12 protein-coding genes are annotated in these 15313 nt (G+C 53.1%); 10 read left to right on the top strand and 2 right to left on the bottom strand.

Annotated features, from left to right (window positions below; translation table 11 throughout):
- Positions 1-107 precede the first annotated feature (107 nt).
- Positions 108-737, bottom strand: coding sequence for a phosphatase PAP2 family protein (locus AAGR22_RS14675; RefSeq protein ID WP_231877652.1), 630 nt, complete (start codon positions 735-737; stop codon positions 108-110).
- 286 nt (positions 738-1023) lie between these two features.
- Between AAGR22_RS14675 and udk the strand changes: the two genes are divergently transcribed.
- From udk to asmA, 3 genes are all read left to right on the top strand, one after another.
- Positions 1024-1665, top strand: a complete 642-nt coding sequence (gene udk / locus AAGR22_RS14670; RefSeq protein WP_067708491.1) for a uridine kinase — start codon at positions 1024-1026, stop codon at positions 1663-1665.
- Between the two features lie 117 nt (positions 1666-1782).
- Positions 1783-2364: a dCTP deaminase gene (gene dcd, locus AAGR22_RS14665; protein ID WP_067708487.1), complete on the top strand. Its 582-nt coding sequence runs from the start codon at positions 1783-1785 to the stop codon at positions 2362-2364.
- Between the two features lie 23 nt (positions 2365-2387).
- Positions 2388-4229: an outer membrane assembly protein AsmA gene (gene asmA, locus AAGR22_RS14660; RefSeq protein ID WP_345828215.1), complete on the top strand. Its 1842-nt coding sequence runs from the start codon at positions 2388-2390 to the stop codon at positions 4227-4229.
- A 126-nt stretch (positions 4230-4355) separates the two neighbouring features.
- Here the strand turns inward: asmA and AAGR22_RS14655 are convergent, their stop codons facing one another.
- Positions 4356-5936, bottom strand: coding sequence for a TerC family protein (locus AAGR22_RS14655; protein WP_345828213.1), 1581 nt, complete (start codon positions 5934-5936; stop codon positions 4356-4358).
- A 799-nt stretch (positions 5937-6735) separates the two neighbouring features.
- On the opposite strand from AAGR22_RS14655, the gene wbaP reads away from it, so the two are divergent.
- The 7 genes from wbaP to AAGR22_RS14620 all read left to right on the top strand — a co-directional run bounded on the left by wbaP (position 6736) and on the right by AAGR22_RS14620 (position 15284).
- Entirely contained in the window at positions 6736-8169 is a 1434-nt protein-coding gene (gene wbaP, locus AAGR22_RS14650; RefSeq protein WP_067708484.1) for an undecaprenyl-phosphate galactose phosphotransferase WbaP, read from the top strand.
- 288 nt (positions 8170-8457) lie between these two features.
- Complete coding sequence (locus AAGR22_RS14645) at positions 8458-9591, top strand: polysaccharide export protein (RefSeq protein WP_345828211.1); 1134 nt, start codon at positions 8458-8460, stop codon at positions 9589-9591.
- 15 nt (positions 9592-9606) lie between these two features.
- A complete protein-coding gene (locus tag AAGR22_RS14640) occupies positions 9607-10041 on the top strand; it encodes a protein tyrosine phosphatase (protein WP_067708475.1) in 435 nt (144 codons plus the stop codon).
- A 12-nt stretch (positions 10042-10053) separates the two neighbouring features.
- Positions 10054-12234: a tyrosine-protein kinase Wzc gene (wzc, locus tag AAGR22_RS14635; protein WP_067708472.1), complete on the top strand. Its 2181-nt coding sequence runs from the start codon at positions 10054-10056 to the stop codon at positions 12232-12234.
- Positions 12235-12331: 97 nt separating this feature from the next.
- Positions 12332-13237: a glycosyltransferase family 2 protein gene (locus AAGR22_RS14630; RefSeq protein ID WP_067708468.1), complete on the top strand. Its 906-nt coding sequence runs from the start codon at positions 12332-12334 to the stop codon at positions 13235-13237.
- Between the two features lie 41 nt (positions 13238-13278).
- The gene (locus AAGR22_RS14625; protein ID WP_067708466.1) at positions 13279-14403 is read left to right on the top strand and encodes an EpsG family protein; all 1125 of its coding nucleotides are present in this window, start codon (positions 13279-13281) and stop codon (positions 14401-14403) included.
- Positions 14404-14531: 128 nt separating this feature from the next.
- A complete protein-coding gene (locus tag AAGR22_RS14620) occupies positions 14532-15284 on the top strand; it encodes a glycosyltransferase family 2 protein (protein WP_067708462.1) in 753 nt (250 codons plus the stop codon).
- Positions 15285-15313 lie beyond the last annotated feature (29 nt).

The following is a 15313-nucleotide window of genomic DNA, read 5'->3' as shown; positions in this document are numbered from 1 at the left end:
CAGCGCACTAAGCGTTGCTCAGAACATGCTAGCATAACCTTTTCTGAATGCCTGCCAGAATTCAAAACTGTGCGTTATTCGGGCGATTGATTAGCCGGGCTTGCCTGCTACTGGCGCATTTTTAACAACTCTTCGCGTGTCCAGGCATGATCGATCCCGGCAATATGCACCGACAGGCGCTGCAGAAACTGCTGCGTTGTCGCCAGTCGTCCGTGGCCCAGCAGCACCAGGGGCAGCAGCAGGGCAATAGTGAGCTGACCGGTCGAAAAGCCCTTCAGCTGGGCATGGCGCTGGCTGACCAGGAAGGCGCTACTCAGCGTAAAGCCCAGGATGAGCCCCGCGAAGACTTCGCTATGGGAATGGTAGTTGAGGATCAGACGCGATGCGCCGACCATTAGCGGGATAAGGTAGCCGATGCCGACCGCAAATCCCCGCCAGAGTGGGGGCAGACGGCCGCTCAGCAGCCAGAGCATTACTGGCCACAGCGTCGCGGACATGGCGCTGTGGCCGCTGAATCCGGTGAAGTTATAGCGTGCGCTGCCAATGCCAAAGCCGAGAAAGGCAATTTTAGAGAGGCTGACAATTGCGCCAGCGGCACAAAAAGCCAGCACCCAGTACCAAACCGCACGACGGTCGCTGTTTTTCCAGTTAATCAAAATAGCCATGATGACGGCGGTCGGGATAAGCAACATGCTGTCGCCGAAATAGGTCAAAAAATGCAAAATATGCCAGGACACCTGATTTCCTTTTTATTGTGTTACGGGGCAGACGGGCTTTCACCCGGGGCTGTCTGGTCGTGATCCATTGTTTATTTGTCGTTTGCCAGGCGCAATGACCGGGCTAAAATTGTGAAGCCTGTCTCACTATTGTCATTCTAACGGTGAACCTCTTTAGCGCATAACGGGAAAGTCTTAAAAGCGTTATGTCGCATTTCGCTGGCATCAAACCCCCGAAATCCCTATAATTACGCGCGAAATCCTCCTCTCCATTGTCTCTGACAATCAGTAACCAGGTCTTTAATTTATGACTGACAAGTCGCATCAGTGCGTCATCGTAGGTATCGCCGGCGCATCTGCCTCCGGGAAAAGTCTTATTGCCAGTACGCTCTATCGCGAAGTCCGCGACCGGGTCGGTGATGAAAATATTGGTGTGATCCCTGAGGACGCTTACTACAAAGACCAGAGCCATCTGACCATGGATGAGCGGGTGAAAACCAACTACGATCACCCCAGCGCTATGGATCACAGCCTGCTGCTCCAGCATTTGCAGATGCTTAAGGCCGGGCAGGCGATCGATTTGCCGGTTTACAGCTACGTCGAGCATACCCGTACCGAACAGTGCATCCAGCTTAAGCCAAAGAAGGTCATTATCCTTGAAGGCATCCTGCTGCTGACCGACGCCCGACTGCGCCAGGAGATGAACTTCTCTATATTTGTCGATACGCCGCTGGATATCTGTCTGATGCGCCGCATGAAGCGTGACGTTAACGAACGCGGTCGCTCCATGGATTCGGTCATGGCGCAGTACCAGAAAACCGTTCGTCCAATGTTCCTGCAATTTATTGAGCCTTCCAAGCAGTATGCCGACATTATCGTGCCGCGCGGGGGTAAAAACCGTATCGCCATTGATATTCTGAAAGCCAAAATTAATCAGTTCTTCGAATAGCAGGATAAGGTCACCCGCTGCCTGATGAAGGGCGCGGGTGGCACAACGCGCAGGAAGCGCACCTGTCCCAGCCTTCCTGCCAGTTTTAGCCCATTCACACCTAGTGGAGACGCCACCATGAGATTATGCGACAGCGACATTGAAGCCTGGCTCGACAGCGGGCAGCTCGACATTGCGCCGCGCCCACCGGTTGAACGCATTAACGGAGCCACCGTAGATGTGCGCCTGGGCAACCAGTTTCGAACCTTTCGTGGACACACGGCCGCCTTTATTGATCTGAGCGGCCCGAAGGATGAGGTGAGTGCCGCGCTGGATCGCGTCATGAGCGATGAGATCGTGCTGCCGGAAGGCGAAGCTTTCTATCTTCATCCCGGCGAGCTGGCGCTGGCGGTCACGCTTGAGTCCGTGACCCTGCCGGATAACCTGGTCGGCTGGCTGGATGGCCGCTCCTCGCTGGCGCGCCTCGGCCTGATGGTGCACGTGACGGCGCACCGTATCGATCCCGGCTGGCAGGGACGTATCGTGCTTGAGTTCTATAATTCAGGTAAGCTGCCTCTGGCGCTACGTCCGGGTATGCTGATTGGCGCACTGAGTTTTGAACCGCTTTCAGGACCGGCTGCCCGACCCTATAACCGTCGGCAGGACGCGAAATATAAGGGGCAGCAGGGCGCTGATGCCAGCCGTATCGACAAAGATTAAGTCTCAGGCACTGAGGGGAAGGCATGAAAAGATTCATTACCACGCTGGCCATTTTGCTGGTGGTGATAGTAGCCGGAATGACTGCGCTGGTATTGCTGATCAATCCTAACGACTTTCGCACCTATATGACCAGCCAGGTGGAACAGCGTAGCGGCTACCGGCTGGCACTGAATGGCGATCTGCGCTGGCACGTCTGGCCACAGCTAAGTATTCTGTCGGGGCCGATGAGCCTGACTGCGCCCGGGGCCGCACAGCCGGTGGTCAGCGCGGAAAATATGCGTCTGGACGTGCACCTTCTCCCTCTTCTCTCTCACCAGCTGTCGGTTAAGCAGGTGATGCTGAAAGGCGCGGTTATCCGTATGACGCCCGACAGCGACAGCCAGCAGCCCGCGAATACGCCGATGGCGCCCAGGGACAGCCGTCCGCCGGAAACCAGCCGGGGATGGAAGTTTGATATTGACGAACTGCGCATGGCGGACAGCCTGCTGATCTGGCAGCAAAGCAATGGCGAGCAAATTAATTTCCGCGATCTGAATTTACAGCTCTCCCAGAACAGGCAAAAACAGGCACATCTGGATCTGAGCAGTCGCATCAGTCGCGATCAGCGCGAACTGCTGGTGCATGTTAACGCGGATACGGATATGAGCCGCTATCCCCGGCAGTTCTCAGCGACCATTAATCAGCTTGACTACCAGCTCACCGGCGCGGATTTGCCGACCCGCGGCGTGAAGGGCCAGGCAAATATGCAGCTGAGCTGGCAGGGTGACAGCCAGGCGTTCAGCCTGAAAAACCTTTCGCTGCAGGCGAACGACAGTCAGCTGACGGGAAGCGTCAGCGGCACGCTGGCCGAACGTCCAAAGATCGATATTAATTTACACTCTCCCTCGCTGAATATGGATTCCCTGCTGGGGCTGACGCTTAACGGCAGTAACGGCAGCCAGGGCATACAGGCCCAGCGCGCCGCTCCCGGACCGGTTATTGCCCAGCCCGCCCAGCGGAGTAATGCCGATTCACCGTTAAATGCGCTGGACGGCAGCCTTAAGCTCACCGTCGATAAAATGCGCTGGCGCGGGATGGATCTGGCACAGGTGCAGGTTAATGCGGCCAGTCAGCAGGGCATCCTGAATCTCACTACCCTGCGCGGCAAGGTTGGTCAGGGTGAGTTCTCGCTTCCGGGGCGCATAGATGTATCAAATGCCGTGTCGGCTATCGCCTTTCAGCCAGTATTCAGTGCTATTCCCGTGGCGCCACTGTTGCAGGCGTTTGACCTTCCGGCATCGCTGAGTGGAAACCTCAGCCTGACCGGGAATTTCAGCGGCACAGGCCTGTCAGTGCGTTCGTTCCGGCACGACTGGCAGGGCAGGGCGGACGTCAGCCTGTCGGATGCGCAGATGGCGGGGCTTAATTTTCAGCAGATGATCCAGCGTGCGGTAGAGCGCAGCAGCGATCGCGTGCGCGGGCCGTCTGACCACCCGGCAGGTAGCGCACTGCAGCATATCACCGCCGGTGCCACGCTCAATAAGGGCCTGTTGGCCTTTGATTCGCTAAAGGGCACCTCGTCAATGCTGAACTACAGCGGCGAGGGGGGGGTGAACCTGGCAAACCAGCAGGCGGATATGACGTTTGGTATCACAGTGACGCAGGGCTGGCAGGGTGATGACGAGATCGTTCGGCGCCTGCAACAAACCCCCGTGCCGCTGCGCGTTTACGGGCCCTGGTCGGCGCTGAATTACTCATTGCAGATTGATCAGGTGCTGCGACAGCAGCTACAGGACGAGGCGAAAAAACGTTTGCAGCAGTGGGCCGATCGTAATCAGAACAGCGATAAGCGCGGATCCGTGCAGAAGCTGATTAAGGATTTATAAACGAGGCCGGGAGGGAGGGATCCCCCGGCCCTGCTTTACGCCCTTCTCTGGACCTGTAGCGCGTATCTGAGAAGGGTTGCGTTGCCTCGATCCTGACGCTAAGAAACGTATTCCTCTCCCCGAAGCCTATACCTCGTAATCTTCTTCGTTGACTGCCAGCGGAACAATCTGCACCTTCTGCACCCGATGGCTGTCAACCTGAAGGATACGGAACAGCGTGTCGCCGATCTGAATCTCATCTCCTGCCTGCGGCACCCGTTGCATATGCTCCATCAGTAATCCTGCCAGGGTATGATAATCGCGCTTCTCATCGATCGGCAGCGCCATATACATGACCAAATCGTCCAGCGGCATATGACCATTTGCCGTCCAGCTGCCATCGACGTTTTGCTGAATGTCGTAGCGGGGATCGCTATTCTCCCCCTCATTGGGTAAATTCCCGGCAATGGTCTCCATCACGTCGCTCAGCGTCACGACGCCCTCTATCGAACCAAATTCATCCGCGACAAAAGCGAAGTGGGTTCGCGCGTTGCGAAACTGCTCCAGCGCAGGCAGCAGGGTAAGCTGTTCCGGAAACACCAGCGGCTGACGTACCAGCGCGCGGATATTCAGGCTGTTGCCGTGCAGCGCCTGCTGCAACAGGTCGATAACATGAACCACGCCCAGAGGGTCATCACTGTTATCCGTGACCACCAGCCGCGTATGCTGATTACTGTCCAGCAGCGCCATTATCTTCTCCGGCGATTCGCTGAGGTCGACGTGCTCCACGTCGTGGCGTGAGGTCATGATGCTGCTGACGGTGCGCTGTCCCATCCCCAGCACGCGGGCAATCATCATTCGCTCCTGCTTGTTGAAGATGGCCTGGCTTTCAGCGGAATCGGGTGCCAGAGACGCGGTTTCGCTGTCCAGCTCGCTGCGGTCAGGGTCGCCCCGCAGCAGGCGAAGCACCGCTTCTGCCGTACGCTTACGCAGTGGAGATTTCGCAGACAGGAAACGCCGCCGGTTAAACTGCGCCAGCTGATTAAGCGCCTCAATAATGATTGAAAAGCCAATGGCCGCGTAGAGATAGCCTTTCGGTATGGCATAACCAAAGCCGTCCGCCACCAGGCTGAAGCCAATCATCAGCAGAAAGCTCAGGCACAGAATCACGATGGTGGGGTGCGCATTGACGAAACGCGTCAGCGGCTTGCTGGCCAGCAGCATCAGGAAAATGGCGATGATCACTGCCGCCATCATCACGGCCAGGCTGTCGACCATGCCCACGGCGGTAATCACCGAGTCCAGCGAGAACACCGCATCCAGCACCACGATCTGCGCCACTACCGGCCAGAATTTAGCCCCACGCTTTTGTGGATTTTCGTCTGCATCCTTTCCCTCCAGACGCTCGTTCAGCTCCATGGTGGCTTTGAACAGTAGAAAAACTCCGCCCGTGAGCATAATCAGGTCCCGTGCACTAAACGGATGACCGGCAAGGGTAAACAGCGGCGTAATTAAAGACGAAAGCCATGAAATGGATGCCAGCAGCAGCAAACGCATCACCAGCGCCAGCAGCAGCCCGGTTATGCGCGCTTTGTCGCGCAGGGCAGGGGGGAGCTTTTCAGCAAGAATGGCAATAAAAACAAGGTTATCGATGCCCAGTACCAGTTCCAGCACAATAAGCGTCACCAGCCCGGCCCACACAGACGGATCGACGATCCATTCCAACATTAGATACTCACCCAATCGGCGTTAAGAAATTTTTATGATGATAGTGAATCCTGATCAATACCACAAATAAACCCATCAGCGGCGGAAGCTGGCTCTGATAAATAACCACGGCAGGGATAATCATCAAATGAAATCACTCTGTCGCGCCATTACCAATTAGCGTACGCACGCTTTTCAAGATTATTCGTATAGGTGGGTAAAGCAATCTGGTAGATACTTAACGGGTGGAGAGAAAGTGTTCAGGATTAATCTTAGTCCCACAGGGAGTAAATCTGAATTTCAACCACCGGGGAAACAGGATATGTGCGCGACAGTCTGGCAGCAAAGGTAGTCTTAATCCTAAAAGACAGTGCGGGCGGGGAGAGACTCTTGTAAACAGGCCATTTATAACTAGTATAGCAACGTGTTAGGAAATGTCTGTGGTTATGTGGCAAAACGGCATTTCGATGTTCTTTTTTGCGAACACACGCACATTAAGACGAAACACGTTAGCCTGCCGCTCAGAGAGGACAGGATAAAACCAACAAAGTATGAGCGTTACAGCGCATTGGCAGCTACAAGCCAGGGGCGGTAGCGTGTCCGGAGAGGGGTTTTTGCCCCGGTCAATTCTCTTCTGACCCGTCATCTGTTGTTGATTTTACATGTCAATTCTCTGCTGCAACGTCAGTTAAGATGACCTTTTACACGACTCCCAAATACGTTTTCTGTGTAATAAATGACGTGATTAAAAAACACGCAATTATTTCCAGTGATGGAATTAATAAAGCACAGGCTTTCGAAAAATAATTAAGAGTTAACTATGCGCGATATTGAATACACCTTCAAAGGGTTGTTGATTAAACTGTCACTGGCTCTTTCAGATCTCATTTTATTTAATGCCTCTTTATTTATTGCTATCCTGCTGATTAAAGCGTTTCCAGGCCATATGCTGGAAGATATTTCCTCGCAGGATCTCCATTTAAAAATTGCCACACACATCATCCTCTCAATAGTTTGTATTGGCTGGTTCTGGGTGCGTCTGCGACACTACACCTATCGCAAGCCTTTCTGGTTTGAATTAAAAGAGATCTTCAAAAGCATTTTGATTTTCTCGGTGATTGACCTTTCCATTACCGCCCTCTCGAAGTGGGATATGTCACGCTGGATTTGGGTGATGACCTGGTTATTAGCACTGGTACTGATCCCGATTGGTCGTGCGCTGGTCAAGCGCGTGCTTAATCACTACGGGCTGTGGAAAAAACAGTCGATCATTATCGGTAGCGGCAAGAACGCCGAGGAAGCCTGGCTGGCGCTGCAAAGCGAAGAAGTGATGGGCTTTGACGTCGTCGCGTTCTACGATGTTGATAACACCACTCCCGCACTTGCTCTGTTTGGCGTACCCGTTATTCGTGATGAAGAGTCGCTGTGGCAGAGAGTGAACAGCGAAACGCAGTTCATCGTCGCGGTGGAGTACGAACAGAGTCAGTATCGCGACCTCTGGCTGAAGAATCTCGCCAAGCACAACTGCCGTTCCGTTTCGGTTATCCCTTCCCTGCGCGGCGTTCCCCTTTATGGTACGGACATGGCCTATATTTTCAGCCATGAAGTGATGATCCTGCGCGTCAGCAACAATCTGGCTAAGCGTACATCCCGCATCCTGAAGCGTGCGTTCGACCTGGTCGGGGCGCTGGGGATTATTACCATGCTGATGCCTGCGCTGGCCGTACTGATCTTTATGGTGGCGCGCGACGGCGGTAAACCTATCTATGGCCATGAGCGTGTCGGGATGAATGGACGCAAGTTCAAGTGCCTTAAATTCCGCTCAATGGTAGTGAATTCGAAGGAAGTGCTGGAAGAAGTGCTGCGCACCGATCCCGTGGCCCGCGCCGAATGGGACAAAGACTTTAAGCTGAAAAACGATCCACGCATTACGCGTATCGGCCACTTTATCCGTAAAACCAGCCTGGATGAGCTGCCGCAGCTGTGGAACGTGGTGCGCGGAGATATGAGTCTGGTCGGGCCGCGTCCGGTTATCGAAGATGAACTGGAGCGCTACGCCGGTGACGTTGACTACTACTTTATGGCAAAACCGGGTATGACCGGCCTCTGGCAGGTCAGCGGGCGTAACGATGTTGATTATGAAACACGCGTTTATTTTGACTCCTGGTACGTCAAAAACTGGTCGCTGTGGAATGATATCGCCATTCTGTTCAAAACCATCGGCGTTGTTTTAAAACGTGATGGTGCCTATTGATTCACGGGGTTACCCGTCAATCGGGAGCAGGTCGCAAGGCCTGTTTCTGTATTACCAGCGTCTTTTGACTGTTAACTGTCATTGACTTGCTAGCTAAACAAACTTTTTTATTGACGAATGTTAAGCGTCGGTTTTAATCAAACCGGCAAGGCATAAAAGGATAGGGAGTTAATTAAAATGACTGACAGTTACAGCGCCTGATGTGAGACTCACTTTATAACTTTTGCATGACGCTACACAGCGGCGGATTCGCCACTATCAATCAAATTACTGATAGCGATGAGATAGATGATTACAATCAAAACGAAATTGATACCCCTGATGGTATCAGCAGCTCTTCTGTCCGGATGTACCATTGCACCGGGCTCTGGTCTTTCCACCAGCGGAAAAGACGTTATTAAGCAACAAGACAGCGATTTTGATATTGATAAGTACGTTAACGTCTTCCCTCTGACTCCGGGCCTGGTGGAGCAGATGCGTCCGCAGCCCGTGGTCGCCCAGCCGAACAGCGGCCTGCAAAATGAGTTGCAGAACTATGAGTACCGGATCGGCATTGGCGATGTCCTGACCGTCACCGTCTGGGATCACCCAGAACTGACCACCCCTGCGGGTCAGTACCGCAGCGCCAGCGATACCGGCAACTGGGTTCACTCTGACGGCACCATCTTCTATCCTTATATCGGTCGCGTCCGCGTAGCAGGCCGTACCGTACAGCAGGTTCGTGATGAAATCTCGAAGCGCCTGGCACAGTATATTGAAAGCCCGCAGGTTGACGTCAGCGTGGCCTCGTTTAAATCGCAGAAAGCCTACGTGACGGGTGAAGTCACCACGTCCGGCCAGCAGGCGATTACCAACGTCCCCTTAACGATCCTTGATGCCGTTAACGCAGCAGGGGGTCTGACGCAGAACGCCGACTGGCGTAACGTTGTACTCACTCACAATGGCAAAGAGATCCCCGTTTCTCTCCAGGCGCTGATGCAAAACGGCGACCTGTCGCAAAACCATCTGCTCTACCCTGGCGATATTCTCTACATTCCGCGCAATGACGATCTGAAGGTCTTTGTGATGGGTGAAGTGAAACAGCAGGCCACGCTGAAAATGGACCGCAGCGGCATGACGCTGGCTGAAGCGCTGGGCAGCGCGCAGGGCATGGATCAGACGACGGCTAATGCTACTGGTGTATTCGTTATTCGCGCCATCAAAGGGCAGAACCGCAGCAAGATCGCCAATATTTATCAGCTGAATACTAAAGACGCCTCGGCGATGGTGATGGGTTCCGAATTCCAGCTCCAGCCTTATGACATCGTCTATGTGACCGCGACGCCTCTGGCGAATTGGAACCGTGTTATTTCACAGCTGGTCCCAACCATTAGCGGCCTCTACGATGCGACGCGCAACGTACAGACTATTCATAACTGGTAATTTTCCGGGAACATTATGATTAATTCGATCTTAGTGGTCTGCGTCGGCAATATCTGCCGCTCTCCAACCGGGGAGCGGCTGCTGAAAGCGGCGCTGCCCGATAAAAAGATTGCCTCTGCGGGCCTTAGCGCAATGACGGGCTATGCGGCTGACGGTACGGCAAGCAGCGTTGCCAGCGAACATGGCCTGTCGCTGGATGGCCACGTGGCTCAGCAGCTCACCTCGGGCATGTGCCGGGATTACGACCTGATTCTGGTGATGGAAAAAAGACAGGTGGATCAGGTCAATCGTATTAACCCCTCCGTACGCGGCAAGACCATGTTGTTTGGTCACTGGCTTAACCAGCAGGAGATAGCGGATCCCTACAAGAAAAGCCGCGAAGCCTTTGAAGCTGTGTACGGATTACTCGAAAACGCTGCCCAGAAATGGGTCAACGCATTAAGCCGATAGTTGGGATTATCCATGAATATAAAAAGTAAGGTACCGTCTGCGCCGAAAGAGGAATCTAACGGATGGGATTTGGCGCATCTGGTGGGGCAGCTGATTGACCATCGTTGGGTAATTGTGGCCGTCACAGCGCTGTTTATGCTGCTGGGTACGCTGTACAGCCTGTTTGCGACGCCAATCTACAGCGCCGACGCGATGGTGCAGGTGGAAGACAAAAATTCCAATACCGTGCTGAACGACCTGACGCAGATGATGCCGAACGCGCAGCCGATGTCCGCCACGGAAGTGGAGATCGTCACCTCACGTATGGTGGTGGGTAAAACCGTTCACGATCTGGGGCTGGACGTGCTGGTTCAGCAAAACTACCTGCCGGTGATTGGTAAAGGCCTGTCCCGCATTATGGGTAATAAGCCGGGTCAGCTTGAGATCCCCCAGCTTACCGTACCGACCGACTGGGAAAAGCGTGAACTCGAGGTTGAGGTTAACGGCCCGGACAGCTACACCGTCAGTAAAGACGGTAAAGAGCTGTTTAAAGGTAAAGTGGGTCAGCTGGAAAATCATAATGGCGTGACCATGCTGGTCAGCGGCATCCAGCAGGTTGATAAAGGAACCGACTTCACGGTCACTAAACTGTCGGACCTGCAGGCGATCAAACTGGTGACCGATAATCTGGCGGTCGCAGACAAAGGTAAAGATACCGGCGTACTGGGTCTGACCTACACCGGCGAAGATCCGGTGTTGATCAGTAAAGTTCTGAATCAGCTGATCGATAACTATGTGGGTCAGAACATTGACCGCAAATCCGCGGAAGCTCAGAAGAGCCTTGAGTTCCTGAAGGTGCAGCTGCCGGACGTGCGTGAAAAACTTGATGCCGCGGAAGATAAGCTTAACCGCTATCGTCGCCAGAATGATTCAGTCGATATGTCGCTTGAAGCGAAATCTGCGCTGGACTCATCGGTCAGCATCCAGAGCCAGCTCAACGAGCTGACCTTCAAGGAAGCCGAAGTTTCTCAGCTGTTCACCAAGGATCACCCAACTTACCGCGCGCTGCTGGAAAAACGCCAGACGCTGGAAAATCAGCAGAAGCAGCTGAACCAGAAAATTGGCCAGATGCCGCAGACCCAGCAGGAAATCGTGCGTCTGACGCGTGACGTTCAGTCCGGTCAGGAGATCTACATGCAGCTGCTGAATCGTCAGCAGGAGCTGAACATCAGCAAAGCCAGCACCGTGGGCGATGTTCGCGTCGTTGACCATGCGGAAACGGCAGGCAGCCCGGTAGCACCGAAGAAGATGCTGCTGATCCTTGCCAGCATGATTTTAGGTCTGGTGGTCTCCGTCGGCTATATCCTGCTGAAAGCGCTGTTCCACCACGGCATCGACAGCCCGGATCAGCTGGAAGAGCAGGGCATGAACGTTTATGCGAGCGTCCCACTGTCTGAATGGCAGCGTAAGAAGGATACGGAAGCGCTGACGAAGCGCGGTCTGGGCAAAACCGACCCGCATAACACGCTGCTGGCGCTGGGTAACCCGACTGACCTGTCAATCGAAGCGATCCGCAGCCTGCGTACCAGCCTGCACTTTGCGATGATGGAAGCGAAAAACAACATTCTGATGATTACCGGCGCCAGCCCGGGTATTGGTAAAACCTTTATCTGTTCAAACCTGGCGACGCTGGTGGCGAAAGCCGGTCAGAAAGTGCTCTTTATTGATGGTGACATGCGCCGTGGCTATACCCACGAACTGTTAGGGGCAAGCAGCAAAACGGGCCTGTCTAACATTCTGTCGGGTAAAACGCCGTTCACCACCGAACTGATCCAGCAGGGCGCTTACGGATTTGATTTCCTGCCGCGTGGGCAGGTGCCACCTAACCCGTCCGAGCTGCTAATGCATAACCGGATGCAGGAGCTGCTGGCATGGGCGAGCAAGAACTACGATCTGGTGCTGATTGATACGCCACCGATTCTGGCGGTGACCGATGCTTCGGTTATCGGCAAGATGGCCGGTACCTCGCTGATGGTGGCGCGTTTTGAAACTAACACCCTGAAAGAGCTGGATATTAGCTATAAGCGCTTTGCCCAGAACGGCATTGAGATTAAAGGTGTGATCCTTAACGCCGTGGTGCGTAAAGCGGCTAACGCCTATGGATACGGCTACGACTATTACGATTACAGCTACAAGCAGGATGCGAAAAGCTAGCGGATTGCGATGACCTTCCCAACGTTGGGAAGGTCATCTTATTACCGACAGCGTGGCGATTAAGGCCGTTTTTTTTAGACGTTTAAAGGTGCCTGCAATGAAGGATATTTTCTTTTCGATAGTTATTCCTGCATACAATGCATCTGAATCTATCGTAACCACATTAGATTGCGTGGCTGCGCAGACCTGGCAAAACTTTGAGGTCATCATTGTTGATGACAAATCCAGCGACGCAGATAAGTTAGCCGCGGTAGTGCAGTCAGAAAAATACAGTAAGCTCAAAATCAACCTCGTGCTGTCGCAGGAAAAACTGAATGGCTCGGGTGCCCGTAATAAAGGCATTGAGCTGGCGACCGGGGATTACATCAGCTTCCTGGATGCGGATGATGAGTGGCACCACGACAAGCTGCTGGAGTCGGTGAAAACCATTCAGCGACTGGAAGCCGAGGGTCGCCAGAAAAGCATCATTTTCAGCCAGGTCAATATCATTCAGGATGGTCATTTCCTGAAGGTGATGCCGATGCAGCGACCAGGCCGCAACGAGACGGTGGCTGAATATCTGTTTGGCTGTTACGGCTTTATTCAGACCAGTACCCTGGTGATGAAGCGCGAATATGCCGAAGATATTCGCTTCGACACCCGCTACATTCGCCATCAGGATTATGATTTCTGCATCCGTGCAGACAAAAAGGGCTATGAGTTCGTGATGATTGAGCAGCCTCTGGCTAACTATCATCTGATCACTAAATTTGGGTCTAAACATAAGGGCGAGTCGGTTAACTACTCACTTTTCTGGCTGGATACCATGAAGCCTTATCTCACCCAGCGCGATATCAATACTTATAAAGCGTATAAGCTGCCGCTGAGATACAAAATGGATGGCAAGTCTCTCCAGGCCAGCGTGAGTTTTATTCGCTACTTTTTCTTAACAAATAAAGACAACCGTACCTACTTTATCAATCGTTTGAAGGATAAAGTCAGCCAGCGGTTCGGTAGAAAATAGCGTTATCTTCCGCCAGGAAAGATAGCGCGGTGGGGAAAAGAATGGCGATATACTGGATAATTAGCTACACACTGCTCATTTTTTGTCTTTTTGAGCTGGCAACCATTGGCCAGCTGACGCAGCCTAAAATGCAAAGGGTAGTGACCTATTTCTTCTTTATCGGTGCGGTTGGCCTGATCCTTTTCGCCGGGATGAGGGGACCCGGTTCCGGGATTGATGACTGGCAGTATCTGGGCTTTTTCCACGACTTTTCCCGTCAGACGGAAATGAGTGGTTATCAGACCGTAGCCAACGTTTATCGGTACGAAAATCTGTTTATGCTGCTGGCGTGGGTGCTGTCATGGTTTACCCAGCAGAGCTACTACTTCCTGTTGTTCATCGCATTTATCGCGGTATCGACCAACGCCTGGATCTATAAAAAATATTCGCCGCTGATCCTCTGTTCGCTCTGTCTCTATTCGGCGCACCTGTTTATCAACAAGGATATGAACCAGATCCGCTTCGGTCTTTCCAGCGCTTTCGCGGTGGCCTGCATCTGCTCCGCCGCGGGACGGAAATACCTGCTGGCGATTATTTTTCTGGTACTCAGTTCGCAGTCGCACTCAACCGGCTATGCCGTGCTAATGGTGACGCCGTTCCTGTTCCTGAAAGAGCGTAAATATTTTGGCCTGGCGATGGTGATTGCTGCCATTCCACTGGGGATAGTCGGCGGTAAAAGGCTGTTTCTTGACTCGCTGGGGATCGTACCGGTGATCGGTGACAGGGCCATGGGCTACAGCGGGACCAACTTTGACGTCGCCTCGCCGGTTTTCGGTCTGGCGAACTTAAAGAACATCGCTTTTATTGCCTTCTTTACGATGGTCTACTTCCGCAAAGCTATTACGGAAAAAGATCGCCTGGCCTACCTGCTGTTTATCGCTTACTCCGCTGGTGCGGCCGTCCGTATCGTCTTCTCAGACTTCTCGATTCTGGGAGGCAGGGTGGGGAACCTGTTCCTGCACTGTGAGCCACTGCTGCTGGCCTTCCTGATGCTGCGTATCAGGAACGTGATCCTCAACTTCGCGCTGCTGTTTGCCATGACGTCCTACTATCTGGCTTATAACACCATCCTGTCCGTACAGTCGATCGACGGCTACAGCGTTGCACCACTCTTCAGGCTTTTCTGATTAACTGGCCAGGGTTCCCCTGGCCGTCTTACGTATAACCCTTTTAATCGTTCAGTTTGCAGCGATGCTGACTGCCGTCCCTTGCCCCGGCAGGGCTGGCTTTTAACGATTCAGATTCAGGATATCAGATGAACAATCAAATCGGCACGGTGGGCATCATCATCCCCATGTACAATGCGCACAGCACGGTCCTGCGGGCGGTACAATCGGTACTTGATCAAACCTGGACGGACTGGCGCATCTATCTGATTAATGATAAATCGACCGATGACTCGCTGGCGCTGGTGCAGGAGCACTGCAGGGATCCGCGTATTACCCTGCTCAATAATGAGGTCAATCTCGGTGCGGCCGAAACCCGTAACGTGGGCCTCCGCGCCGCAAAAGAGGAGTTTATCGCTTTTCTTGACAGCGACGATGAATGGCAGCGCGATAAACTGATGCTACAGGTTCAGGCCCTGGCAGCGGGTGACGATCTGGTCATCTCGCATTATGGCTACAACTCCCGCACCAAATCCTACAGCGTCACTTACAACAAGCCCTTGCTGATGAAAGACAGCTTTGTGAAAAAGCAGTTTCGTATCTGTTTTTCCTCCGTCTGCTACCGACGGCCCGCGCGCAGTATCTATTTTCAGAAAAAAGGTCATGAGGACTTTTTGTTCCTGTATGAGCTCTTTGAACAGTACCGCCAGGCTCGCGTAATTAATAAGGAACTGGTTGTTTACTATGAGCTGGGTGATTCACTTTCGCGTAATAAAAACAAAGCGGCGAAGTGGCACCTCGACTTATTAAGATTTATCTATAAAAACAATCCACTAAAAGTGTATTACTATTACGTCTGGTACATGGTTAACGGGGTTTTGTTCGCGCTGAAGCACAGATAGCGTTGCAGACTGAAACGTTTCAGTTGGGC

The organism is Erwinia sp. HDF1-3R (genome assembly GCF_039621855.1).
In the GTDB taxonomy this organism is placed as follows: domain Bacteria; phylum Pseudomonadota; class Gammaproteobacteria; order Enterobacterales; family Enterobacteriaceae; genus Erwinia.
Note: the sequence above shows the minus strand (reverse complement) of the source record. Positions and strands in the feature narration are given on the sequence as shown.

Bases quoted from the DNA above. Each gene is read 5' to 3' on its own strand.
- udk (WP_067708491.1), top strand. From the start codon at position 1,024: ATGACTGACAAGTCGCATCAGTGCGTCATCGTAGGTATCGCCGGCGCA.
- dcd (WP_067708487.1), top strand. From the start codon at position 1,783: ATGAGATTATGCGACAGCGACATTGAAGCCTGGCTCGACAGCGGGCAG.
- asmA (WP_345828215.1), top strand. From the start codon at position 2,388: ATGAAAAGATTCATTACCACGCTGGCCATTTTGCTGGTGGTGATAGTA.
- AAGR22_RS14655 (WP_345828213.1), bottom strand. From the start codon at position 5,936: ATGTTGGAATGGATCGTCGATCCGTCTGTGTGGGCCGGGCTGGTGACG.
- wbaP (WP_067708484.1), top strand. From the start codon at position 6,736: ATGCGCGATATTGAATACACCTTCAAAGGGTTGTTGATTAAACTGTCA.
- AAGR22_RS14645 (WP_345828211.1), top strand. From the start codon at position 8,458: ATGATTACAATCAAAACGAAATTGATACCCCTGATGGTATCAGCAGCT.
- AAGR22_RS14640 (WP_067708475.1), top strand. From the start codon at position 9,607: ATGATTAATTCGATCTTAGTGGTCTGCGTCGGCAATATCTGCCGCTCT.
- wzc (WP_067708472.1), top strand. From the start codon at position 10,054: ATGAATATAAAAAGTAAGGTACCGTCTGCGCCGAAAGAGGAATCTAAC.
- AAGR22_RS14630 (WP_067708468.1), top strand. From the start codon at position 12,332: ATGAAGGATATTTTCTTTTCGATAGTTATTCCTGCATACAATGCATCT.
- AAGR22_RS14625 (WP_067708466.1), top strand. From the start codon at position 13,279: ATGGCGATATACTGGATAATTAGCTACACACTGCTCATTTTTTGTCTT.
- AAGR22_RS14620 (WP_067708462.1), top strand. From the start codon at position 14,532: ATGAACAATCAAATCGGCACGGTGGGCATCATCATCCCCATGTACAAT.